This is a genomic window from Cohnella sp. GCM10020058 (assembly GCF_042683485.1).
Classification (GTDB): domain Bacteria; phylum Bacillota; class Bacilli; order Paenibacillales; family Paenibacillaceae; genus Cohnella.
The window spans coordinates 370,431-392,522 of record NZ_JBHUJV010000013.1; the positions used below are offsets into that span (position 1 = coordinate 370,431).

The 22,092-nt window shown below is 56.7% G+C and carries 23 protein-coding genes; 3 read left to right on the forward strand and 20 right to left on the reverse strand.

The window, feature by feature from the left end; genetic code table 11:
* Nucleotides 1–22: 22 nt before the first annotated feature.
* The 14 genes from ACFSR7_RS23125 to ACFSR7_RS23190 form a co-directional block, all read right to left on the reverse strand.
* Nucleotides 23–1,057: an NAD(P)H-dependent glycerol-3-phosphate dehydrogenase gene (locus ACFSR7_RS23125; protein ID WP_378165656.1), complete on the reverse strand. Its 1,035-nt coding sequence runs from the start codon at nt 1,055–1,057 to the stop codon at nt 23–25.
* Nucleotides 1,047–1,667, reverse strand: coding sequence for a glycerol-3-phosphate 1-O-acyltransferase PlsY (plsY, locus tag ACFSR7_RS23130; RefSeq protein ID WP_378166090.1), 621 nt, complete (start codon nt 1,665–1,667; stop codon nt 1,047–1,049). Before plsY ends, ACFSR7_RS23125 begins: the two co-directional genes overlap by 11 nt.
* Nucleotides 1,668–1,679: 12 nt before the next feature.
* On the reverse strand, nt 1,680–3,002 hold the full coding sequence (gene der / locus ACFSR7_RS23135) for a ribosome biogenesis GTPase Der (RefSeq protein WP_378165658.1): 1,323 nt from the start codon (nt 3,000–3,002) through the stop codon (nt 1,680–1,682).
* A 106-nt stretch (nt 3,003–3,108) separates the two neighbouring features.
* Nucleotides 3,109–3,288 carry a capping complex subunit for YIEGIA gene (locus tag ACFSR7_RS23140; RefSeq protein WP_378123247.1) on the reverse strand — a complete coding sequence of 60 codons (180 nt, stop codon included), beginning with the start codon at nt 3,286–3,288 and terminating at the stop codon, nt 3,109–3,111.
* A complete protein-coding gene (locus ACFSR7_RS23145) occupies nt 3,281–4,201 on the reverse strand; it encodes a YIEGIA family protein (RefSeq protein WP_378165660.1) in 921 nt (306 codons plus the stop codon). Before ACFSR7_RS23145 ends, ACFSR7_RS23140 begins: the two co-directional genes overlap by 8 nt.
* 137 nt (nt 4,202–4,338) lie before the next feature.
* Nucleotides 4,339–5,580, reverse strand: coding sequence for a 30S ribosomal protein S1 (gene rpsA, locus ACFSR7_RS23150; protein ID WP_378165662.1), 1,242 nt, complete (start codon nt 5,578–5,580; stop codon nt 4,339–4,341).
* 114 nt (nt 5,581–5,694) lie between these two features.
* Nucleotides 5,695–6,282 (reverse strand): lysophospholipid acyltransferase family protein, encoded by a 588-nt coding sequence (locus ACFSR7_RS23155; protein ID WP_378165664.1) that lies wholly within the window; start codon nt 6,280–6,282, stop codon nt 5,695–5,697.
* 3 nt (nt 6,283–6,285) lie between these two features.
* Nucleotides 6,286–6,990: a (d)CMP kinase gene (cmk, locus tag ACFSR7_RS23160; RefSeq protein ID WP_378165666.1), complete on the reverse strand. Its 705-nt coding sequence runs from the start codon at nt 6,988–6,990 to the stop codon at nt 6,286–6,288.
* Between the two features lie 212 nt (nt 6,991–7,202).
* Nucleotides 7,203–7,397: a hypothetical protein gene (locus ACFSR7_RS23165; protein ID WP_378165668.1), complete on the reverse strand. Its 195-nt coding sequence runs from the start codon at nt 7,395–7,397 to the stop codon at nt 7,203–7,205.
* Nucleotides 7,398–7,420: 23 nt separating this feature from the next.
* Nucleotides 7,421–8,077: a flagellar brake protein gene (locus ACFSR7_RS23170; protein WP_378165670.1), complete on the reverse strand. Its 657-nt coding sequence runs from the start codon at nt 8,075–8,077 to the stop codon at nt 7,421–7,423.
* 173 nt (nt 8,078–8,250) lie between these two features.
* Complete coding sequence (gene ypeB, locus ACFSR7_RS23175; protein ID WP_378165671.1) at nt 8,251–9,630, reverse strand: germination protein YpeB; 1,380 nt, start codon at nt 9,628–9,630, stop codon at nt 8,251–8,253.
* Nucleotides 9,631–9,909: 279 nt separating this feature from the next.
* Nucleotides 9,910–10,599: a glutamic-type intramembrane protease PrsW gene (gene prsW / locus ACFSR7_RS23180; RefSeq protein ID WP_378165673.1), complete on the reverse strand. Its 690-nt coding sequence runs from the start codon at nt 10,597–10,599 to the stop codon at nt 9,910–9,912.
* 104 nt (nt 10,600–10,703) lie between these two features.
* A complete protein-coding gene (locus ACFSR7_RS23185) occupies nt 10,704–11,306 on the reverse strand; it encodes a genetic competence negative regulator (RefSeq protein WP_277563605.1) in 603 nt (200 codons plus the stop codon).
* Nucleotides 11,307–11,542: 236 nt separating this feature from the next.
* Nucleotides 11,543–11,896 carry a hypothetical protein gene (locus tag ACFSR7_RS23190; protein ID WP_378165674.1) on the reverse strand — a complete coding sequence of 118 codons (354 nt, stop codon included), beginning with the start codon at nt 11,894–11,896 and terminating at the stop codon, nt 11,543–11,545.
* A gap of 178 nt (nt 11,897–12,074) precedes the next feature.
* On the opposite strand from ACFSR7_RS23190, the gene ACFSR7_RS23195 reads away from it, so the two are divergent.
* Nucleotides 12,075–12,965, forward strand: a complete 891-nt coding sequence (locus ACFSR7_RS23195) for a polysaccharide deacetylase family protein (protein ID WP_378165676.1) — start codon at nt 12,075–12,077, stop codon at nt 12,963–12,965.
* A gap of 57 nt (nt 12,966–13,022) precedes the next feature.
* Here ACFSR7_RS23195 and ACFSR7_RS23200 read toward each other — a convergent pair whose 3' ends face one another.
* Complete coding sequence (locus tag ACFSR7_RS23200) at nt 13,023–13,334, reverse strand: hypothetical protein (protein ID WP_378165677.1); 312 nt, start codon at nt 13,332–13,334, stop codon at nt 13,023–13,025.
* Nucleotides 13,334–13,930, reverse strand: a complete 597-nt coding sequence (locus ACFSR7_RS23205) for a CPBP family intramembrane glutamic endopeptidase (protein ID WP_378165679.1) — start codon at nt 13,928–13,930, stop codon at nt 13,334–13,336. Before ACFSR7_RS23205 ends, ACFSR7_RS23200 begins: the two co-directional genes overlap by 1 nt.
* Nucleotides 13,931–14,025: 95 nt before the next feature.
* On the opposite strand from ACFSR7_RS23205, the gene ACFSR7_RS23210 reads away from it, so the two are divergent.
* Complete coding sequence (locus tag ACFSR7_RS23210; RefSeq protein WP_378165680.1) at nt 14,026–14,949, forward strand: hypothetical protein; 924 nt, start codon at nt 14,026–14,028, stop codon at nt 14,947–14,949.
* 181 nt (nt 14,950–15,130) lie between these two features.
* Nucleotides 15,131–16,723: a phosphoglycerate dehydrogenase gene (gene serA / locus ACFSR7_RS23215; RefSeq protein WP_378165682.1), complete on the forward strand. Its 1,593-nt coding sequence runs from the start codon at nt 15,131–15,133 to the stop codon at nt 16,721–16,723.
* A gap of 218 nt (nt 16,724–16,941) precedes the next feature.
* Here serA and ACFSR7_RS23220 read toward each other — a convergent pair whose 3' ends face one another.
* From ACFSR7_RS23220 to resB, 4 genes are read right to left on the reverse strand one after another with little or no spacing between them, the layout of a single operon-like run.
* On the reverse strand, nt 16,942–18,372 hold the full coding sequence (locus tag ACFSR7_RS23220) for a HAMP domain-containing sensor histidine kinase (protein ID WP_378165684.1): 1,431 nt from the start codon (nt 18,370–18,372) through the stop codon (nt 16,942–16,944).
* A 2-nt stretch (nt 18,373–18,374) separates the two neighbouring features.
* A complete protein-coding gene (locus ACFSR7_RS23225; RefSeq protein WP_378166092.1) occupies nt 18,375–19,091 on the reverse strand; it encodes a response regulator transcription factor in 717 nt (238 codons plus the stop codon).
* A 50-nt stretch (nt 19,092–19,141) separates the two neighbouring features.
* Entirely contained in the window at nt 19,142–20,401 is a 1,260-nt protein-coding gene (ccsA, locus tag ACFSR7_RS23230) for a cytochrome c biogenesis protein CcsA (RefSeq protein WP_378165686.1), read from the reverse strand.
* Nucleotides 20,398–22,077 (reverse strand): cytochrome c biogenesis protein ResB, encoded by a 1,680-nt coding sequence (gene resB, locus ACFSR7_RS23235; protein ID WP_378165688.1) that lies wholly within the window; start codon nt 22,075–22,077, stop codon nt 20,398–20,400. The genes ccsA and resB overlap by 4 nt, the downstream gene beginning before the upstream one ends.
* Nucleotides 22,078–22,092: the final 15 nt, after the last annotated feature.

Here is a 22,092-nt window from a genome sequence, read left to right on the forward strand (position 1 = left end):
GATGGACGACCTTCTGTGGTAGCTATGTACGATTAAAAAGAACAGTCTCCTCGATCTCATGCGTGCGCACTCTTCCCATGAGCGCTTCCACCGCTTGCAGCGGCGGCTTGCCTTCGAAAAGCACGGCATGAAGCTGCGCCGTAATTGGCATCTCGACGCCATATTGGACGGCGAGCTTGGAGGCCGCAAGCGTCGTACGGACGCCTTCGACGACCATTCCGATCCGCTCCTGCACTTCTTCGTAGCCAAGTCCCTGGGCGAGCAGCTCCCCGGCGCGATAATTGCGACTATGTCTACTCGTACAAGTCGCGATCAAGTCGCCGACGCCCGCGAGTCCGGCGAAAGTGAGCATATGGGCGCCCATGGCGGAACCCAAACGGCCGATCTCGGCGAGGCCGCGCGTGACGAGCGCGGATTTGGCGTTGATGCCGAAGCCGAGGCCGTCCGAAAGCCCTGCGCCGAGACCGATGATGTTTTTGATCGCGCCGGCGGTCTCCGCCCCGATGTAATCGGGATTCGTATAGACGCGGAAGTAGGCGTCGTTTATAAATAAATCCTGTGCCGCCTCCGCCTGCTTTAATTCGCTGGCGGCAACGACGACCGTCGTCGGCAATCGCATTACGACTTCTTCGGCATGACTCGGACCGGACAATACGACGATGGAGCCTTCGGGATGCCCCAATTCTTCGGAGAGCACTTGAGACATTCGTTTTAAGCTGCCCGTCTCGAAGCCTTTGGTCGCATGAACGATAAGCGCCTCCGGCTTAAGATGCGCCGCGGCTGCTTGCGCAACCTCGCGCATGGCCGACGACGGCGCGACGAATACGACGGCGTCCGCTTCGCGGAGCGCCTCTGCCATGTTTGTCGTCGCAATCAGAGACTCGGGCAGCTCGGCATCCTTCAAGTATTTACGATTCGTATGGGATTCGTTGATTTCATCCGCTTGAGCGGCACCGCGCGTCCATACTTTTACTTGGTGACCGTTGTCCGCGAGCACGCAAGCCAGCGCCGTGCCCCAGCTTCCGGCAACCAGGACGGTAACTTGGCTAGATGCCATGCGAATCCTCCTTCTTTTTGGCGCCGATTTTGTTCTCGGTGCCGTTCATCAGCTTAACGATGTTTTTGCGGTGACGGACGATGGCAAGCAGCGCCAAAATGAGCGCTCCCCAAAAAACGGGGCCGATCTCGCCCGCCAGGCCGAGAATGACCGGTACGAGTGCTGCGAACACCATAGAGCCGAGCGAGACGTACCGCGTAATCACGATGAGGATAATGGCGACAACGCCGGCGGCGACGACCGGAAGCGGAGCCATATAAATGAGCGCGCCAACGGTTGTCGCAATGCCTTTCCCGCCCTTGAAGCGAAAATAAAGCGGCCAGTTGTGCCCGGCGATCGAAGCCAGACCGCAAGCGACGGCGAGCCAGGAGCCCTGTTCTCCGGCGATCGCTTGACCGATTGCGACGGCGACGAGTCCTTTCGCGATGTCCAGCACGAATACGGCGATGGCCGGTCCTTTACCGAGCACGCGAAGCGTATTGGTCGCGCCGGCATTGCCGCTCCCATGCTGGCGGATATCGATCTTGCGGAGCCAGCGGGCGAAAAGGATGCTGAAGGAGACGGAACCGAGCAAATAACTGAAGACGACGGCGATGACGGCTGGCAGCAACACGGTTCTCTCCTATTCCTGATCGGACTTGCGACGCGTGAAGAGGCGCAGCGGCGTGCCCTCGAAATCGAACGCGGCCCGAATCTTGTTTTCCAAATAACGCTCGTACGAGAAGTGCATCAATTCGGGATCGTTCACGAAAATAAGGATCGTCGGCGGCTTGACGGATACCTGCGTCGCGTAATTCACGCGCAGCCTGCGGCCCTTGTCCGTCGGCGGCGGCGTGATCGCTACCGCGTCCGCTACGACATCGTTAAGCAGATGCGTCGGCACGCGCATTGCGTGCTGCTCGGCGACCCGGTCGATGACGGGCAACAGGCGGTGCAGCCTGGACTTCGTGAGCGCGGACAAAAACACGATCGGCGCATACGACATGAACAGGAAATGGTCGCGGATCGAATTGGTGAAGTGCTGCATCGTCTTGTCGTCCTTCTCGACGACATCCCACTTGTTGACGACAAAGACGGACGCCTTGCCCATCTCGTGCGCATATCCGGCGATATGCTTGTCCTGCTCGATGATGCCTTCTTCGCCGTTAATGACGACGAGGACAACATCCGCGCGTTCGATGGCTTTCATCGACCGCATGACGCTATATTTCTCGGTCGTCTCGTACACCTTGCCCCGCTTGCGCATGCCCGCGGTGTCGATCAGAACGTACCGCTGGTCGTCTTTGGCGAATGGCGTATCGATGGCGTCGCGCGTCGTGCCTGCGATCTCGCTCACAATGACGCGCTCTTCGCCGAGAATCGCGTTTACGAGCGAGGACTTGCCGACGTTCGGACGTCCGATCAAGGCGACTTTGATCACATCGTCGTCGTACTCCTGATCTTCACCGACAGGCAGGCGCTCCACGCAAGCTTCGAGCAAGTCTCCGATACCTATGCCGTGAGAGCCCGAGAGCGCAATGGGATCGCCGAAGCCGAGGCTATAAAATTCATAAATATCGTCCATGCGCTGCAGGTTGTCCACCTTGTTAACGGCGACGACGACCGGCTTGCCCGAACGGAACAATATTTGGGCGACTTCTTCGTCGGCGTTGGTAACGCCCGATTTGGCATCGGCCATGAACACGATGAGATCCGCTTCTTCGATGGCGAGCTCCGCTTGCATGCGGACAAGGCGAAGCATGCCGTCTTCGCCGTCGATCTCGATCCCGCCGGTATCGATCACGCTGAAGCTGCGGCCGCTCCATTCGCCGGTGCCGTAGATCCGGTCGCGCGTAATGCCCGGCTTATCTTCGACGATGGCCAAGCGGTCACCGATTATGCGATTAAAAATCGTAGACTTCCCTACGTTGGGACGCCCTACGATGGCAATGACTGGTCTTGCCATACTTTCACTCCTTAAGGAATTCCTCTGAATCATACAAAGAGTATCATAACAAAAATACCCCGCCTTGGCTAACGGTTCCTAAAGACTTGCCCTTGCCCGAGCTTCGCTAATGCCGATCGACGATCATATACAATCCGTCCTTTAGCTTGTGGGCGGCGCAATCGAGTATTTTCTCCATCAAATTCGTCAAGTTTTGCAGTTCCTCCTCCGACTTGGCGATCAGCGCGGCCGAGCCTTCCGATATATTTGTCGGATCCGTTGTCAGAAGCATGACGATTTTAGCCATGGGCAGGCTCTCCCTTCGTCTTGTTGGCCTTCGTCGGTCTGCGGACAGCCGACTCTAGGAGAGGCACGTCGCGCATCGCTTTGAGCGCCTTCTCCATCCCGTGTTCCCTGGGCAGCAGCAGTACGCCGAGCGCTCCTGTCTCCAAATCGAGCTTGGCGATCGGCAATAGCGCCGGCTCACCGTCGTCCCGATAAACGCCGAGCCTTGTCGATAAATCGTGCAAAATCGCCTGCCTAAGTCCCAGATTGGAAAGTGTTACTTTCGCATCATCGCTTACTGGCGTAAGCATAAACCCGAGAGCTTGCTTGCGGATGATCTCAAGGTCCGATTCAAGTCCGACATTCATCATATAGACCGGCCCGACCGTTACGCTCGCATTTTCCGCCGTCACAGTCGCGAACGATACTTCCGCGATGTCCTTGATCGTTTTTCCCTTCATAAACCGCAGGACGATCACGATACATACGATTCCGAGCAGCACGCCCCAGATCCAACCGATTATCGTTGCCGCAAAGCTGACAATCAGCGCAGTCGCAATCGACAAATAGTTGCGTCCTTCAAAAACGACGGCGATGCCTTCGATATAGGTGGCGCCGCGCGGAACGAGCTCTTGGTGATCGATCGCCGTCAGCGTTCCCCTTTCCATATTGCGCACTTCCCTGAACTGCTGCGCTGCAAGCGACAGAAACGTGATCGCCGTATAATCCTTGCTCATAAGCGCCGGGACGGCCACAGCGCCCAAAGCGCCTGCGATGAGCCCGAGCGCCAAATGAATGATTTTGCCGTGCGGGTAGGCCGGGTACTGCCTGTAATCGCTGCGCAACATAACAACCCGCGCCAAAAAGCCGAATAGCGTGCCGAGCGTCACACCGATTAATTCATGGTGACCGGCCAGCCACTTTGCCGTAATCATGCCTTTCCCCCCTCTGACCGGATTCCTTTCCATTCCTTAGTATGCACAGCTTAGTAATCCTCAAAAATATTATTCTCAAAACGCAAAAAAGCGCTGCAGAAGAGCTTCTGCAGCGCTGTCGTACATATGGGTTGATTTTACTTAAACTTGCTCAGCTTGTCGCCGAACTTCTCGGCAAGCGTGAAGCTCATGCTTTCAGGAGCGGGGATGTTGGACTCTTCACGTCTGCCTCTGGGCTCGCGCGGTGCACGTTCAGGTTGAGCAGGCGCTTCTTCAGTCTCCTTGATGGAGAGCGACACGCGCTTCTCGGCAGGGTTGAAGTCCAAAATCTTCGCTTGAACTTCTTGGCCTTCCTTCAGCACTTCATGCGGCGTAGCAACATGGCGGTGTGCGATTTGGGAGATGTGCACAAGGCCTTCTACGCCCGGAGCGATCTCGACGAATGCGCCAAAAGTCACAAGGCGCTTCACGACGCCCGTCACAACATCGCCGGTGTTGAATTGGCCGTTAACCGATTCCCACGGACCTGGTTGAGCGGCCTTGATGCTCAGCTTGATCTTGCCGATCGACGTGTCGACGCTCAGCACCTTCACGTTGACCTTTTGGCCTTCGGAAACAACGTCGGCCGGATGCGCAACGTGATTCCAAGCGATCTCGGAAACGTGTACCAGTCCGTCTACGCCGCCGATGTCGACGAACGCGCCGAACGGAGTAAGACGCTGAACCGTGCCTTCAAGCACTTGACCCGGTTGCAGGGATTCCATAACCGTTTGCTTTTGTGCTTCGTATTCGGCTTCGAGCACTTCCTTGGCCGACAGAATCACTTTGTTGTTTTCACGATCGATTTCCTTCACCTTGACACGAAGGGTACGCCCCTTGTAATCGGAGAAGTCTTCAACGAACGTGCGTGCAACCATCGAAGCGGGAATGAAGCCGCGTACGCCTACGTCAGCGACCAGGCCGCCCTTGACGACGTCGGAAACCGTGACTTCGAACGCTTCGCCGTTGTCGAATTTGCTTTGGAGTTCATCCCATGCCTTCGCGCCGTCGATTTGACGCTTGGAGAGGACAAGGCTTGCTTTTTCGTCGTTGATGCTGACGACCTTGGCTTCGACTTCCTGACCGATCTGTACGGCGTCGGAAGCATTCTCCAGGTTGACGTTGGAGAGCTCGCGGAGCGGGATGACACCGTCGTATTTATATCCAAGGCTCACATAAGCTTGGTTGTCTTCGATTTTAACGATGGTTCCCTTCACGGTATCGCCCTTTTTCAGCGATACAACGTTCTCCAGCGCGTCTTGCGTTACCGTCTCTGCGGCATTGTCGGCAGCGACAGGCTCCTGCGCGGCGGATTCCTGGACATTGATTTCTTCAGACATGGAAATAACCTCCTCAGTTCTACCACAACTTTATTTAAACCCGCAACGCGGGGTTTAAATCACTTAAGTATAAAAATAGGACGAATGACCGTAGTATGCGCCGGAAGAATTAAATTATTGCGCTGGCCTGCCCGAGTTCAGCATTTCTTTGATTCTGGACATCAGCAGCTCGGTAGCTGCTTCTTGCGACTCCGGCGAACCGTCGCCCGCAAGCTGCTCCATATCAAGCGGCGCGCCGTAAACGGCCTTCATTTTCGTAAAAGGACGATAGCTGCCGACCAAAGCTACTGGCACGACCGCCGAGCCGGCACGAAATGCCATGCTCATCGCGCCGCGCTTGCCCATGAGGCCGACGTCCTTGCGCGTTCCCTCCGGGAAAATCCCCATCACCTTGCCCTCGCGCAAAATGCCGATCGCGGTGCGAATCGCCTCTTTGCTGACGCCGCCGCGCTTAACCGGAAAAGCGCCAAGGTTCGTAATTAACGCGCCGAAGCCGGGAATTTTGAACAGCTCCGCCTTGGCCATATAATGAACCTTGCGCTCGGCGCCGATCCCGAGTGCGATCGGATCGAGCAGGCTCGTATGGTTGCTGGCGAGAATCACGCCGCCCCGGGCGGGAATCCGATCTGCGCCGATGGCCTCGAAACGGTAAAGCAGCTTGAACAGGACTCTAAGCAGCACTCTCGCGAACCGGTAAAGCATCGGTCAATTCTCCCTTACAGCGATCGCTTGCGCTGCCGTACGGCCTAACGATACGATCTCGTCCACGATCTCGGCGATCGAACGTCCCGTCGAATCGATCAGCAGCGCGTCGGCGGCTTGGCGCAACGGCGCGATCTCGCGTTCGCTGTCCAGCCGGTCGCGCAAGGCGATCTCTTCTTCGAGTTGATCGAGGGTCACGCCCGGCTGATCTCCGAGCTCCAAAAACCTGCGGTTCGCGCGTTCCCGCGGCGATGCGGTCAAGAATACCTTGAGCTCCGCGTCGGGCAGCACATGAGTCCCGATGTCTCGCCCGTCCATTACCACGCCTTTGGCGGCTGCCATCCGGCGCTGTAGCTCGGACATGCGCGACCTTACGGCGGCATTCGCGGAAACCAGCGATACGGATGCCGTTACCTCGCGCGTGCGGATCAACCCGGTCACGTCCTTGCCGTCCGCCAGAACGATCTGGCCCCCTTCGCCGGGAAGCAACGAGATGTCCAGCCCCGACGAGAGCGCGGCCAGACTGTCGTTGTCGTCCAGCTGAAGCCCGCGAGACTGCGCGACAAAGGTGACGGCACGGTACATGGCGCCCGTGTCCACATATACGTATTGAAGCTCGCTGGCGACCAGCCTGGCGACCGTGCTCTTGCCCGCTCCGGCCGGACCGTCGATCGCAATGTTGATGCGGTGCGGATAACGTTCATTCATGAAGTAGCAACAAGCCTCCTAGAGCGCACAAACGTTGATGCATCCGGTCGATTAGACAGGAGGGTCCATCGGCCTGCGGCAAGGCGGAGACGAAGCTGTTCGGCAACGCCTGCATGAGCATTAAACCAGCCAGCGACCGCCTGCGCACGAATGAACAAATTATACCACAGCATATATTCAGATGCAAAAAAGCAAGCCGAATAGACAAGGGTCTATTCGGCTTCGTAGCGTATTCCTTCGGCGCGTTCGCCGGGAACGATCAACGTCCTGATCTCGGGGACGCGCAGCAGCAACTGCGTCAATATAAGCAAGATCGCGCCGGCCAACGCCGCCGCCCGCAACAATCCATCGACGCGCTCCGCCGCCCGCGCGCGGTCCGCGCGGTGGCGGCCTCCTTTGCCGTCCATGCTGCCAGTGCCCCTTTTTTTGTTTAATCCTTCCTTCTTTCGAGTTGCTTTTCAAAGCAATAACGGATGATCTTTTGCTGGTCGGTATCCTGAATGTCCTGAAACCGCATCATGACCAGATTGTGGTGAGGTTCGACGGGCACGATCCGGACGATCTCGGCTTCGAATTGCGCATGCGTGACGGTACCGGACTTGTAGTTCAATAGGAGCCAGCAGTTCGCCTTCATGTTCGGCGTGATCGGCCACTTGCGATCGCATCTGAATGATACGCCGCCGCCGCCGACATCGTCCGTCAGCGCCGTGAAGCGCATCTTCTCGCCGAGCCGGATCGCAATCTCGAGCTGCGCCTCGACGCGAAGAAAGCTTCTGCGCTGTTCTCTGGATATCTGCTCCGGATCCGGCTTTGGAATGACGAGCTGGCTGATGCTGTCCCTGCGTATCGAATGAACGTGGGCGGCGAACTGGTGCTTGACGCCTTCCGACGTGAAGTATGTAAGCTTAAGCTCGTCTCCGGGCTCGGTCCGGTGGAGCCTGCGCGTCTGTTCGTCGATGGGAATATCCACATACAAAAACCGATCGTCCGCATCCGTAACGCGAGAACGGAGCATGCCTGGCGCCCCGCCGTCGTTCGTCGCCGCATGGGGCTGAATGTAGAGCATTTGACCTATCTTGGGAAGCACGCTGCACCTCCATGCGACTGCTGTATAATGTCGGAATTATGCGAACATTGTCCTCTAGTTCGTATTATCCTTTGCATTATAGCACGATCGCTTGTCCGGCGGCAGATGGCAAGTGGTCAAAATATAGAAATCCGCCGGACCGGTTTTCTGTCCGGCGGGTTCAGGCAAATCAGCTACAAAATCGCTCTTGCCGAATCCGGGATTTGCTCGACCTTCTCTTCGATGCCCGTATCTGCGTTAAGGTAAATACGGTACTGCGCCCCGTTGATCTTGCCGGTATATTCGTGGCACAGCACTTCTTTATCCTCGTCGTTCTCAATAACGGCCAGGTGGTGCCCCGTCACTTGAAGCTTCGGGTGAAGCACGGACTTGGCTTTGATCTCGTCGATATTCGCCTTGCCTACGGCAATGCCCGCGTCATGATAGACATGGTCCGCCGCCTGAAGTCCGACTGCCTCTCCGTTGTCCAGCGCAATCCTTACCGTCACTTTGTCCGGATAAATAAGCACGCCGTTTTTGTCCGCCACGAACGTGAACACCGCGACATGGTCGTATTCGTCGTAAGTAACCGGCGTCATCGCGTCATAGCCTTTTCCCTTCAGAAATTCGATCGCCTTTTGCTTAGCCGCGCCCACGCTGAGACTTCTTGTTTTGACGACACGCGGATTCATGAACCACAGCAGCTTGCCGCCGTTTGCCGTAAAATCCATTACGACATTCGGCTTGCCGTCCGCCTGGGACGTATGATTCGATGCGCTCAACGTGGCCGTGTATGTCGGATGCTCGGTTTTCGCTCCGTTTTCGGTGACCGTGATCTTTTGGCCGCTCGAAAGCGCAGAGATGCCGAGGAAATCGCGGGCTTTTCGCTGCGCCTCCTCCGCCGAAATCCTCGGACCGGACGCGCTGCCGCGCGCACGCTGAAGATGCTGGGAGGCGGACGAAGGTCCCCAGTCGTTTTCCGGATAGGACGAAACTTTTTTGTCCACCGTCTTGAAGCCGTCGATGATCGAGTTGTCTACCGTCTGATCGGCGCTTGCGATCGCGACCTCGACGTCCATCCACCTTAAATGATCGGAGAGTACGGCATCCTGAACTTTGCCCAGCTCTTTGTTGATGTCGGCGGCTTTGGCGTACAGGGATTGCATCGTTTGCGTTTCCTGATCGGACAGAGGCTCCTTCGTAAGATCGCGAACGGACGTCCGGTAAGCAAAATCGGATATACGGGTCAAAAAGTTTTCCGCTTGATTAAACGGCAGGAGCGTAAGCGGAAGCTGGTTCACTTCGTTTTGAGCCTGGCTGGTTAGCCGCCATACATTCACCAGCCCCTTGCGCTGCATGCGATAGGAAGCGCTGTTGACCGCAAGCGTCTTGCCAAGCTGCTCCTGCAGGCTGCCCATATGGTTCGTCAAGTCGTGGAACGCCCGCTGGTATTGGTTTTCCGCCTTGATCAGCACCGCGTTTTTCTCCTGATGCTCCTGGTATCCCCAAAAGACGGCACCTGCGAGCAACAACGCGCAAAGCGGGAACATTACTGCGCTTAATCGTTTGTACATCAAAAACGGCCCCTTTCATTCCCAGACTACGGATTGCCGTTAGTGTGGGTATGAGGAGCCGGCTTTATGCATTTGCTTCTTCGATATCGAATCGATCCGCATTTCCGCAGACACATTGCCTGAATCCGGTATCGATCTTCCCGCGTTCCCGCTTGCCCCGCAAAATAAATTTTTCTCCGCAGGATTTGCATCTGATCGTGACTTTGACGCGTACGTTGTTCAATGAACTCCCTCGCTCCCGCAACTGTTAAAAACCAGTATCGCCACAATCCGGGAGCTTTAACCGCCTTCTTCGCGATGCACAAGCCGAAATGGCGAGACGTCGTTGGCGCTTTGGACGTAGCGGATGCTGCGGAACCAAAGCAAGAGCATGAAAGGCACGATGATCCACATCCACGTTCTCGGCAGCGATTGCATCAGAAAATCGTAGATGCCGTGCCATGCGATCGGAAGCACGAACGCCATCGATTGGAACAAGCGTGCTTGCTTGCCCTTGGAGAATTTCGCTTTGCCCATGAAGTACCCCATCACCACGCCGAACAAGGCATGTCCGGAAACTGGCAGCAGCGCGCGGACGAGCAGCGAGCCGAAGGTCGAAGGCTCGGCGAAAGCGTACATTACGTTTTCGATCGTGGCGAACCCGAGCGACACTGCCGTCGCGTATACGATGCCGTCGTAGGGCTCGTCGAATTCAGTATGGTTAAAAACGATATGATAGAGCACAAACCATTTGAAAAACTCTTCGACGCCGGCGGAAATGACGAACGAAAACGCAAAAGGCGATTCGCCGAGCCAGATCATGAGTCCCCGTTGTACGATCATAATCGGCAGCACGATCAACGCGCCGGTCACGAACATTTTGGACACCATCGACAGCGGCTCGGTATCGTAACGGTCCTTCCAGTAAAAATAGGTGAGCAAGGCGAGACCCGGCGCGATAGCCGCGGCCAGCATGCTGATGATCAGCAAGGCGAATCCCCTCCTTTCTATCTTGTATTATAAGCGCAAAAAAGGACAGCTGCACTAAAAACGTTCGCCGTTTTTATGCAGCATGTCCGTCTGGGAGCGCCGAATCAGGCGAAATGCTCCGTCAGCACTTGCACGGCATGGGCCGGGATAACCAACTGTCCGTATTCCTCGAGCACGGCCGGCGTGACGGATGTCGCGTCGCCGTATTCCGCAAGAATCGCAATCAGCGCGTTGTCGTTCGCGTTCTCGCCGGTGGAAGGGTCGAAGCACAATATCCAATGGTTCTGATATTTGTACATCCGGCCCTCGTCCGTGATCTGGGACTTCAGCATCTTGGCTGCGCCGATGGCGTCCTCGATGTCACGGAACCGATATATGATGGCTTCGCTCTGTTCAAGCGTGACTTCCATTTCGTACACTTCTTCGTCGAGCTCTTCCTCGGCGCCCGCCTCGGAGTCCCTCTCCATCTTGCCCCTCGTGACGATGACGACCATGCCCTGGGCAGGCATCGCGAACACTTCGACCGCCAGCGGTCCGGAAGCGTCGAAGCCAAGCTCGCTGTAAGCCTGGTCCATCATTTCGCTGAAGAGCTCGTGAACCTTCGGAATTTCCCGCCACATGTCTTCCTTCTGGATCCCGCGTTCCGACAGATCGTCAAAGGTAAGGAAAATCCTAATCTTGTCTTGGCTAAGCCGCTCCATCCTCATGACAGGATCCTCCCTTCTGCACACGATGGGTGATAACAGCGTATGACGCAACGGGCAATACGTGTGTATTTTGTGCTTTAACATATGTTATCACTTCTACCCTTGAATTGCACTAGCCAAAACCCACAAATTTAAGTATAGAAAGAACTTGGACAGGCCTTTTTGGGCACCTAAATAAAAAACGGCGTCCAGCGTCTCCCCTTAAGGAATACGCAGCGACGCCGCCGCCTGGCAATTTAGATCCGATGCTGGCCGCTTTCCGAGAGGATCTCGTTCACTTCATCGCGAACGCCAGCGTCCTTGGAAACGATGCTTGCGATCTCGCCAAGACCGCTTTTGTTCGTTTCCGTATCATAGGAAGCTCTTTTTCTGCTGCCCTCGCTCGCAGACGCACTCCTGCGTTCGCTGTGGTCCGAGCCGAAGCGCATATCGAACATTTTGCCGATTGCGCCCTCCTTCATGCCGAAAGAACGGTTTTTTAGCTCCCGGCCGAGCATGCCGGCGGCAACGGACCACTTCGGACTGCGGCGAATCGCGACCGTCAAGGCTGCGCCCACGAGGCCGCCCATGACGAATGTAGCCATTTTCATGCTATCGCCTCCTCTTTACGGATATTGAAGCTGTTAAGCCTGTTGGGGTTCCACGCTTATTGTAGCCTCCGCCTGTCGCTTCATCCCGCTTAAATTCAGGAAGAAGATTGGCCCCCTTGGGCGGTGGGTATGGTACAATCGTTAGATGCTTCATTTCAGTCGAAAGGATGTCATGTACATGCTGAAAAACGTCGCAGGCTGGTCCGCCGTCGGCGCGCTCGCCGTCGCACTGGCCGCATGCGGGGGCAACGGGAACGGGAATGCTTCGCCTTCCGCCGTTCCGACCGTTTCGCCTATGTCATCCCCTGCCGCAGAAGCGTCTTCGGCGGCGCCGACTGCGGATAGCACGCCTTCGGAATCGCCTTCTCCAACGCCTTCCGCATCGCCGTCGCCAAGCGCGTCCGCAACGCCGCAGACCGGTGCGAAAACCTACAAAATGAACAAAAATTACGACATCGTGCCGCTCGATAAGACGGCCAACAGCGAAAAAGTAGTGCTGCTGACCTTCGACGACGGCCCGAAGGACGAAAAAACACTTAACCCGATCCTCGATACGCTGGACAAACATCACGCCAAAGCGATCTTTTTCGTCAACGGCTACCGCGTGAAGGCACATCCCGAGCTGCTCAAGGAAATCGACCAAAGGGGTCAGACGGTCGGCAATCATTCGTACGAGCATATCCAGCTCGGCAAGGAAAACGCCGAATCGATTAAAGCGCAGATCGGAAAAGTACAGGATATCGTCGAAGCGACGATCGGCAAGCGCCCTGTCTTTTTCAGACCGCCCAACGCCTCCGCCAACGATGACGTCCACAAGATCGCTGCGGACAACGGCCTATTGTTCATGACTTGGTCCAACGGCTCTCTGGATTGGACGATGTCCGGTACGAAGATCAAAGATAAGACGAAAGCGATCATCGACAATGTGACGGACCAGCTTCATGCCGGCAGCAACATCCTGATGCACGAGCTGCCCTGGACCGCAGCTGCGCTGGATCAGCTGCTGACCACCCTTGAAGGTAAAGGTTACACGTTCGTCGATCCTTCAACGATCGAGACCGGCTTTTAAACAAAAAAGCGACGCTTTCCTTTTTCGCCAAGCGAAATCGGAGGCGTCGCTTCGATTTTAAACCGTTGAATAATGTTCGTAGCCCCACCAGAGCAAAAAGCCGACAAGCGCCGAAAACAAAACGAGCAGCAGGCGGTAAAACCATTTGCTGTAGCTTTTGCGCGCGGAAGGATGGACGACCGCCCTGGGCGGCATGCCGGTCTCCGGCAGCCCGGATGCGGCCGCGGTTTCCGCAATCGCGCGTTCCAGCTGCTCCATCGACATCGGTTCCTGATCGGCGACTTCCTCTTCCTTTTCATCCGGCGACAGTGCATGCCGCTTGGCCTCTACGTATTTATCCCATGCTGTCGGATGACGCTCCTCGCTCATTACTCCTCTTCCCTCCGGTACCGTATAATAATTCCCATCGTCAGATCGACTAGAAAATGGGTAAAAATAGGCGCCCAAATCGTCCCGGTATGCGTAAGAAGCAAACCGAGACCGTAACTGATGGCGAACACCATCCCCGTCGGAATCCAGTGACGAAGGTATCTGACATGGATCGCCGCAAAAATAATGCTTGTCCAATATGGTCCGAACGAATGCTGGATCGCCCCGCGGAACAACAATTCCTCGCATATGCTGACGACCGCGCACAAAAGCACGATATGCCATAAAGGACGATTTTTGAAAATCCGCTCGTTGACGCCGCCGTCGTCCTTGGCTTCATCCGGAATCCAGCGCGAAATGCCGATGTCGAACGCGACGACGAGCGCGGCCAGGCCGGCAGCCCAGTAAAGGAAATTATAGGACCCTTGGACGCTGAATATTTCCAATATATTCTGACCCTGAAAAAACACCCATGCCAATCCGATAATGAAAGTAAGCGCCTGTGTGGCGTACAAATTGACGAGCAGCATTTTGTCGCTGAGCTCGTCCACGGTCACTTTTCTAAGTTTAATGTTTTTAATGTCGAATTTAGGCATGTTACCTCGTCTGATGTAAATTTTTGTTATGTACGTATGCTAATCATTTCCTTATACTAAAAGCTAATCATGTCGATCTACACGAGGAGTATTAAATGGAAAAACGTCTCTCACGAACAGATCTGATTTTTGCGCTCGGCTTTTTGTTTTTTCTGATTGTAGCGATTGCCGCCTTTTTCAGCGGAGTCAAGGTCGGCACCGATCGCACGCAAGCGCTCTATGCGAAGCCGGCAGGCGCCCAGGCGTCCAAACCGGTCGAATCTCCCAATGCGTATTCCCAGCAGGATCTCGTATCCTTCTATCATAACGTATTTCAGCCGCATCGGGAATGGATGGCCGAATGGTCCTCAGCTCGCACGCGCTGGCAGTCCGACGACACGGTCGATCGCGCCTCTTCGCTGAAGGAGCTTGCGAAGCTTGCGGCGAGCAAGTACAACGAGTCCAAGGTGACGACCGTATCCAGCCTGACGCCCAGCCTTATGAATGCGCAGAACAACTATTTGAAGAGCCTCAAGCTTTACGAGAGCAGCTTCGGACAGCTCGCGGCGCATGCTAACGAAGGTTCGGCAGCAGAGGCGCTGGAGAGGGTCTCCAAAAATGCCTACTTCACCGAGGCGGTGCGGCTCGGTTTACTCGCGCAGAGCCAATACTACGACTCGATGCTCAAGTGGGGGGCCACTGTCAATCTGTCATTGCCGGACGCCTATGTTATGCCCGGTGTGCTCGCGAATGCGGAATGGTCCAAGCTGCCGCTTCTGGTCAAAAATACGGTAGCTGCACAATACATGTTTTTAAACCGCACGGAGTACGACTACTTGCCGCAAGACCTGACTGCAAGAATCGACTTTTTCATCAATTCCGGCCAAGCCGCCAAGATGAAGCAAAAGACAATTCGTTCGATCGTCGACATGCTGAACAGTACGGACGCGATTCGCAGCGGAGACTACTTGTCCCTAAAATCAAGATATTATTCCAAAGAGCTCTTGCCGCTGCTGCCCTTTTTCTCGTCGGACACGTAATATACGTCGAATGGGCACCGATTGTTCCACATTTTCCATTGCATTTTCAAGTCGCGTTGCTTTACAATAAGAATCGCCGCTTTTACGAGATCACCCTCAAAACGCTGTTGGTCCGGTAGGGCCGCGGGGGTTTTAGGGTGTTTTCTATATATTCATCACTTCGTAGTACAGGGGGATTACTATGTTTAAAGTGTTGGTATCGGATCCGATCAGCGATCTCGGCATCTCGCTCCTCGTCGAGGCAAGCGACATTTCCATCGATAAGAAAACCGGCCTGTCCGAAGACGAATTGGTCGCCATCATCGGCGAATACGACGCGCTGCTCGTACGCAGCCAGACTCGCGTTACCGAGCGGATCATGACCGCCGGCAAGTCGCTGAAGGTCATCGGGCGCGCAGGCGTCGGCGTCGACAATATCGACCTCGACGCGGCTACGAAGCGCGGTATCGTCGTCATCAACGCACCGGACGGCAACACGATCACGACTTGCGAGCATACGTTCGCGATGATGATGGCGCTCGCTCGCCACATCCCGCAAGCCTATGCCAAGACGATCGGCGGCGTTTGGGACCGCAAATCGTTCGTCGGCGTAGAGCTTCGCAACAAAACGCTGGGCGTGCTCGGCATGGGCAGGATCGGCAGCGAAGTGGCCGCCCGCGCCAAGGCGTTCGGCATGAAGGTGCTCGGCTATGACCCGTTCCTTACCGAAGAGCGCGCGGACAAGCTGGGCGTGACGCTGGCGACCGTCGACGACGTTGTGCGCGGCGCTGATTTCATCACCGTTCATACTCCGCTGACGCCTGAGACCCGGCATATGATCGGCAAAGCGCAGTTCGAAGTCATTAAGCCCGGCGTGCGCATCGTCAACTGCGCGCGCGGCGGCATTATCGACGAGCAGGCGCTGATCGAAGCCATCGACGCAGGCCGCGTCGCCGGTGCTGCATTCGACGTGTTCGAGGAAGAGCCGCCGGCAGCCGATCATCCGTTCCTGAAGCACCCCAAGGTCATCGTAACCCCCCATCTTGGCGCTTCTACGGTTGAAGCACAGGAAAATGTGGCGATCGACGTTTCCGAGCAGCTGCTGCACATTTTGAGAAACGAGCCGTACAAAAATGCAGTTAACATGCCCCCTGTACCCGGCGATCTTCTTGCGAAGCTTGAGCCGTACTTCACGCTCGCTCGCAAGCTCGGCAGCTTCGCGGCGCAAATCACCGACGGACCTGTCAAGGAGATCAACGTCTCCTATGCCGGCGAACTGGCTGACGTAGACACGCAGCCGTTGACGCGCCAGGTCGTTCAAGGCGTGCTCGCGCATCACCTTGGCTCCGATCAAGTGAATGCGGTCAACGCCATGCACCTCGCCAAGATGCGCGAAGTGAATATTGTGACTACGAAGTCCCAGGCTGCGAAGGGCTTTACCAACCTGGTGACCGTCACGCTCAAGACCGGTCGCGAAGAGCGCTCTGCCGCGGGCGCGCTGCTCAACGGCTTCGGTCCGCGCATTACGCAAATCGACAAGTATCCTGTCGACGTCGAATCGCAAGGCCATTTGGTTCTCATCTCTCACCATGACAAACCAGGCATTATCGGCCGCGTCGGCACGCTGCTCGGCACGAACGACGTGAACATCGCGACGATGCAGGTCGGCCGCAAGATCGTCGGCGGCGCCGCCATTATGGTGCTCGGCGTCGACAAAGCCGTTCCGAAGAACGTGCTTGCGCAGCTCGAAGAGCTGCCGGATCTGAACTCGGCCAAGGAAATTCAGCTCGTATAATGTTTTAAACCGCGAAAAACCGCCAGGCTTAGGTGCCGCCTGGCGGTTTTTCTATGAAGACACGTTTATAAAGCCAAAGCTGCATTTCGTGCCGCTATGGGCTACTGCGGCGGCGCATTGGCGGGCGATAGCGGCATTTCGTACCGCCGCCGCTATTGGGCTCCAGAGCCCGTCCCCTGCGGAAAATTAGCAGCTTATCCACTGCCGCCTCCTTCTTTTTACCCTGCCGGAAGCAGCAGCTTAAACTCGGTCCCCTCGCCAAGCGCGCTGGATACGCGGATGGTTCCCTCGTGCGCTTCAACCAGGTTGCGTACGATCGCAAGACCAAGACCGGTTCCAACCTTGGAGTCGCGTTTGCGCGCCTTGTCCGCCTTGTAGAAACGCTCGAAAATGTAGGGCAGGTCCTCAGTCGGAATGCCTTCCCCTTCGTCCTTGACGGCGATCTCAATTTGTCGCGCGCCCTTATCTCCAATTTTCGTACAAGCGCTAAGCATGATGGAAGCGCCCGATGCCGTATGGCGCAATGCATTGTCGAGCAGATTGGTAAGTACCTGCTCCAGCCGATCAGGATCTGCGCGACGCAGCAGGAGGCCGCTGTCTTCGCCCGATCGGATGAGCTCGATGCCCCGTTCCTTCGCGAGTGCCGAGAATTTGCGGTGAACGCGCTGAAGCAGCGCATTCACGTCGACTTCCTGCATCGTCATATCCAGATAACCGGCCTCCAGGCGGGCCAGATCGAGCAGATCCTTCACGAGCCTGCCCATGCGCAGCGATTCGTCGTGAATGACCTGCACCAGCTCGCGCCGCTCCTCCGGCGTCTGCGCGATATCGTCGAGCAGCGCTTCGCTATAGCCCTGCACCATCGCGACGGGCGTGCGAATCTCGTGCGACACGTTGGCGACGAAGTCTTTGCGCATCTTGTCCACCCTGAACTCCTCGGTCACGTCACGCAGAACCGCGACAGCGCCGCCGCCCGCGCTGCCATCGCCGGAGGCGACGGGCGTCATGACGACCGACCATACGCCGCTCTGCACGTGAATCTTGCCGGTATGTGTCGTGCCCTTGGAGATGAGCGTATTATAAATGTCGCGGAGCGGGTCGGGCACGGTCTCCCGCTCGTCCGCTTCGTTCTCTTCCTCCCACTTCAGGCCGCGCCATACCTCGAGCAGATGCTGCCCCTCGGGATTCGTCAGCTTGACCCTCCCGTTCGCGTCGAATAGCAGGACTGCGTCGCTCATGCTGCGCAGTACGCCGTCAAGCTGATCGCGCTCATGCTGGATGTCGCGAATCAGCGTGTTCAGCTCGGAGGCCATTTGGTTAAAGCTGTTGGCCAACTCCCCGATCTCGTCCCAGGAGCGGACGACCAGCCGCGTCGAATACTCGCCCTGCGAGACCCGGTTCGCTGCGTGCTTCATCTCCCGAAGCGGCTGCGTAATTTTCGTCAGCAAGAAAAACGCGAAGAACGTCGTAAGCAAGAAGCCTACGGCGCCCGAATAAATGAATAGATGCTTGATCTCGGCAAGCGAGTCCGCACTGACCGTTACGTCGACGATCTTCAGAAGGAACAAGCCGACCGTCGAGATGACCACGGCAACCAGCAGGATGATCGTCAGCCACAGCTTGCCGACTACAGTTCTCCAGATCGCCATGCTTACTTGGCGACCTCGAGCTTGTAGCCGACGCCCCATACGGTCGTGATCATCGCAGCGGCTTCGGTCGAGACGCGGTTCAGCTTTTCGCGCAGCCGCTTGACATGCGTATCGACCGTGCGCAGATCGCCGAAGAAATCGTAGTTCCATACATCCTTCAGCAGATCCTCGCGGGAAAACACCTTGTCCGGGGAACTCGCCAAATAATGCAGCAGCTCGTATTCCTTGGGCGTCAGGTTCACTTCCTGACCGCCGGCGGTGACGCGGTGCGCATCATGCTCGATGATCAGATGCGGGAATACGATATTGTTGCTCGTATTGAGCTCCTTGGACAAGAAGGCGGTAGCCGACGACCTGCGCAAGATCGCCTTGATGCGGAAAATCACCTCCCGCGGGCTGAACGGCTTGACGACATAGTCGTCTGCCCCGGCCTCGAAGCCCTGGACGCGGTTCACTTCCTCGCCCTTGGCCGTCAGCATAATGACCGGCGTCGCCTTGGACTGACGCAGTCGCGAGCATACCTCCATGCCGTCGATACCGGGCAGCATCAGGTCGAGCACGATCAGATCGTATTCCTCCTGCAGCGCCAGCTTCAGCGCCGTCTCCCCGTCCTCGGCCTCCTCGATGACATAACCTTCCTTTTCCAAATACATGCGCAGCAGTCGACGGATACGCTCCTCGTCGTCTACCACCAAGATGCGGTTACCGGCGCTCATTATAGGGTTAGGCCCCTTTCTGCTCTAAAAATCCGCTTGTCTTATTATAACGGTTAAACGCCTGCGTAGGAATGCAGGCCGGCGATGACGAGATTGACGCCGATGAGCGTGAATAGCACCACGAGGAAGCCGATGACCGCAAGCCAGGCGGAGCGGGTGCCCTGCCAGCCTCTGGACAGTCGCAGGTGGAGATAGGCGCTGTAGAACAGCCAGGTGATGAGCGCCCATACCTCCTTGGGATCCCAGCCCCAGAATCTCGACCAGGCGATCTGCGCCCAGATCATCGCGAAGATGAGCGCGCCCAGCGTAAATATCGGGAAACCGATCGCGATGGCCCGGTAACTGATCTCGTCGAGATCCTCCGGATCGATGTCGGTCAGATGCGGATGGATGACGGCGGCAATCGGCTTGCGCGCGATTAATCGCAGCAGGCCGTACAGAATCGCGCCGGACAGCAGCGACCAGATGACGGTGTTCAGCTTGCGGCCCGCGTTGACACCGTTCATCCAGGAAGGCGCCTCGAACAGCGGCTCCTTAATGCCCAGATACGGCTGCATGGACAGCTTTTCGCTATTGTAAGGCGCTACGATCGGCGGGAGGCCGTATTCGACGGTCTGCGTGACGCTCTGCTGGACGCCCAGCTGATCGATGCTCACCTTTTCCTGCTGGAACTTGGCTTCATAGCCGCCGCCGCGGAAGGCGAATACGGACACGAGGAAACCGATGATCACGACCATAAAAAACAGGACGAACTCGACCCACTTCTGCTCGCGTCGACCGGCTTTGTCGGTGCGCTTGAAGTCGATGACCCGCAGCAGCTGCACCAGCGCCGCGGCAAATCCGACTGCGAAGAAGGCCTCGCCCGTTGCGGCCGTCGTGACGTGAATCTTGAGCCAGTAGTTGTTGAGTGCCGGGATAAGCGGCTGCACCTCGGACGGGAACACGGCCGCGTACGCAATGATGATGATGACTAGCGGGATGGCAAACGCGCCGAGCAGATTGTTGCGGTAGATCAGGTGTACGATGATGAAGGCGAAGACGATCGCCATCGCCAGGAACGTCATGAACTCGTACATGTTGCTCGTCGGAATATGGCCGCCGCCCTTCCACCGGGTGAAGAAGAAGGTCAGATGGCACGCCCAGCCGGCTACCGCCAGAATGAAGCCGAAGCGGCCCCACCGGCGGTTGTGGCGCTCGGGCTCCCGGTTGCTCCAGCGTTTGCCGCCTACCGCGATCGCATAGCAAATGAACGATGCGCAGTATAGGTAAAAAGCGGCCTGGAATGCGGTGCTGCTGATATCGAGCCAGTTCAACGTGAATTCCTCCTGTTATCGAGCGCCTTCGGATCGACGACGATGCCGCATTTGGCAAGTGCCGACGCCGTTTCGTTACGAATGCCATACGTATTTTTGTTCGTGTGCGCGCCCAGCGTAAGCTTGCCGTCGTCGATGCGCAGCCAGATGCGCCGGTGATGCCAATAGAAGCCCATCACGAGACCGATCATCGAGATCGCGGCGCCTACCCACACGTAAGGCATCGCCCTGTCAACCCGAACGTTAAGAAAAGTCGTGTACTGCGAAAACGTTACGTTTTCCATTTTGCCGACTTCGAAGTTGAAGCGCCCCGTATTGCTCCCGAGCTTTTTGAAGCTGTCGTTGATCTGCTGCTGTACGCCTTTGTCCTCGGCGCTCGGCATCGGGAAGTAGATGTACAGCTCGCCCTTCTCGTCCAGATCGGGCCCCGTGATCCGGTAGACAAAAGCCGGATTGTTGAAGTCCCGGGACTTGGTCATCGGCCGGCCTTCTTCATCGAGACCGAAGTCGGGATAAACGTCATTCAGCGTCAGCGTGTAAGGGCCCGCTTCGGACTTTTCCGCAGGATCGTTCATCTTGAGGTCGAAAGGTCCGTACGAATCGCCGGTCTTGGCATCCAGCAGCATCGGCTTCACCTCGATGAGCCGGATTTTTTGCTCGAAATTATACTGATACAGCTTAAGTCCCTTGTACTCCAGCGGCGAATTCACTTCAATGTTATGAGATACGACCTTCTCGAGCACCGGATCGTGCAGCGGATCGTCGTTGCAATACTGCGTGCAAGCATACAGCGTCGCCTGCGTCTGATACAGCTTGGCGCGGAGCGTGCCCTTCAGCTTGTCCGGCAGCTCTTCGTCCTTGTAATAATCGACGATGAACTTGTCGTTGCCCGCGTAATAGTTGGTCCCGGGAATCTGCTTGACCTGATGCTCGTCGATGCTCACGTACTGGTCCATATGCCAGGCGGGAACGCTGCGTCCGAGCACTGCCAGCAGAAACAGGATGAGTCCGATGTGGTTAATGTAAGGTCCCCATCGGCTGAACCGGTTTTTCTCGGCGAGCAGCGCGGTGCCGTCCGTCCATACGCGATAACGCTTGCGTTTCAGTTGGGCGCCGAAGTCCGCGACCCACTTTTCCGCGTCGTCCGGGATCGCCGTCTCCAGCACGGTCTGCTGACGGGTCAGGAACGTCAGATGCTTGCGCACCTGCTGTTTGGACAACGCTTTGTAGAGCGGGAGCACGCGGTCCAGACTGCAGATGACGAGCGACGTGCCGATCATGACGAGCAGGCCGATGAACCACCACGACTGGTAGGTGCGGGAGAAGCCCAGCGCCTGATATACCGCGCCCCACGTGCCGTAAGTTTCTTTGTAAAAAGACGCGGGATCGTCCAGGTTGATAAAGGTGCTCTCTTGCGGGTAAATCGTGCCTAGCGCGGCGCCGATCAGCGTGAGAATAATAAGCCAGATCGCGATCTTGACCGACGAGAAGAAGTTCCAGACGCGGTCGATGACCGCCGGATTTTTTTTCTGCGATCGCCTGGCCGCGCCGTCGTAGCGCATCTCCAGCGGAGAATCGAACGGTAGGTCGTCCACCAGCGGCTTGCCGCAGGATTCGCAGAGCACGGTACCGGTCGGATTCTGGTGACCGCACTCGCACTTGGTATTGTGTATCAATGCTTGCTGCCTCCT

What these genes read in the sequence shown, in the direction of transcription:
- ACFSR7_RS23125 (WP_378165656.1), bottom strand. Translation starts at nt 1,057, where the DNA reads ATGGCATCTAGCCAAGTTACCGTCCTGGTTGCCGGAAGCTGGGGCACG.
- der (WP_378165658.1), bottom strand. Translation starts at nt 3,002, where the DNA reads ATGGCAAGACCAGTCATTGCCATCGTAGGGCGTCCCAACGTAGGGAAG.
- ACFSR7_RS23140 (WP_378123247.1), bottom strand. Translation starts at nt 3,288, where the DNA reads ATGGCTAAAATCGTCATGCTTCTGACAACGGATCCGACAAATATATCG.
- ACFSR7_RS23145 (WP_378165660.1), bottom strand. Translation starts at nt 4,201, where the DNA reads ATGATTACGGCAAAGTGGCTGGCCGGTCACCATGAATTAATCGGTGTG.
- rpsA (WP_378165662.1), bottom strand. Translation starts at nt 5,580, where the DNA reads ATGTCTGAAGAAATCAATGTCCAGGAATCCGCCGCGCAGGAGCCTGTC.
- ACFSR7_RS23155 (WP_378165664.1), bottom strand. Translation starts at nt 6,282, where the DNA reads ATGCTTTACCGGTTCGCGAGAGTGCTGCTTAGAGTCCTGTTCAAGCTG.
- cmk (WP_378165666.1), bottom strand. Translation starts at nt 6,990, where the DNA reads ATGAATGAACGTTATCCGCACCGCATCAACATTGCGATCGACGGTCCG.
- ACFSR7_RS23165 (WP_378165668.1), bottom strand. Translation starts at nt 7,397, where the DNA reads ATGGACGGCAAAGGAGGCCGCCACCGCGCGGACCGCGCGCGGGCGGCG.
- ypeB (WP_378165671.1), bottom strand. Translation starts at nt 9,630, where the DNA reads ATGTACAAACGATTAAGCGCAGTAATGTTCCCGCTTTGCGCGTTGTTG.
- ACFSR7_RS23185 (WP_277563605.1), bottom strand. Translation starts at nt 11,306, where the DNA reads ATGAGGATGGAGCGGCTTAGCCAAGACAAGATTAGGATTTTCCTTACC.
- ACFSR7_RS23190 (WP_378165674.1), bottom strand. Translation starts at nt 11,896, where the DNA reads ATGAAAATGGCTACATTCGTCATGGGCGGCCTCGTGGGCGCAGCCTTG.
- ACFSR7_RS23195 (WP_378165676.1), top strand. Translation starts at nt 12,075, where the DNA reads ATGCTGAAAAACGTCGCAGGCTGGTCCGCCGTCGGCGCGCTCGCCGTC.
- ACFSR7_RS23200 (WP_378165677.1), bottom strand. Translation starts at nt 13,334, where the DNA reads ATGAGCGAGGAGCGTCATCCGACAGCATGGGATAAATACGTAGAGGCC.
- ACFSR7_RS23205 (WP_378165679.1), bottom strand. Translation starts at nt 13,930, where the DNA reads ATGCCTAAATTCGACATTAAAAACATTAAACTTAGAAAAGTGACCGTG.
- ACFSR7_RS23210 (WP_378165680.1), top strand. Translation starts at nt 14,026, where the DNA reads ATGGAAAAACGTCTCTCACGAACAGATCTGATTTTTGCGCTCGGCTTT.
- serA (WP_378165682.1), top strand. Translation starts at nt 15,131, where the DNA reads ATGTTTAAAGTGTTGGTATCGGATCCGATCAGCGATCTCGGCATCTCG.
- ACFSR7_RS23220 (WP_378165684.1), bottom strand. Translation starts at nt 18,372, where the DNA reads ATGGCGATCTGGAGAACTGTAGTCGGCAAGCTGTGGCTGACGATCATC.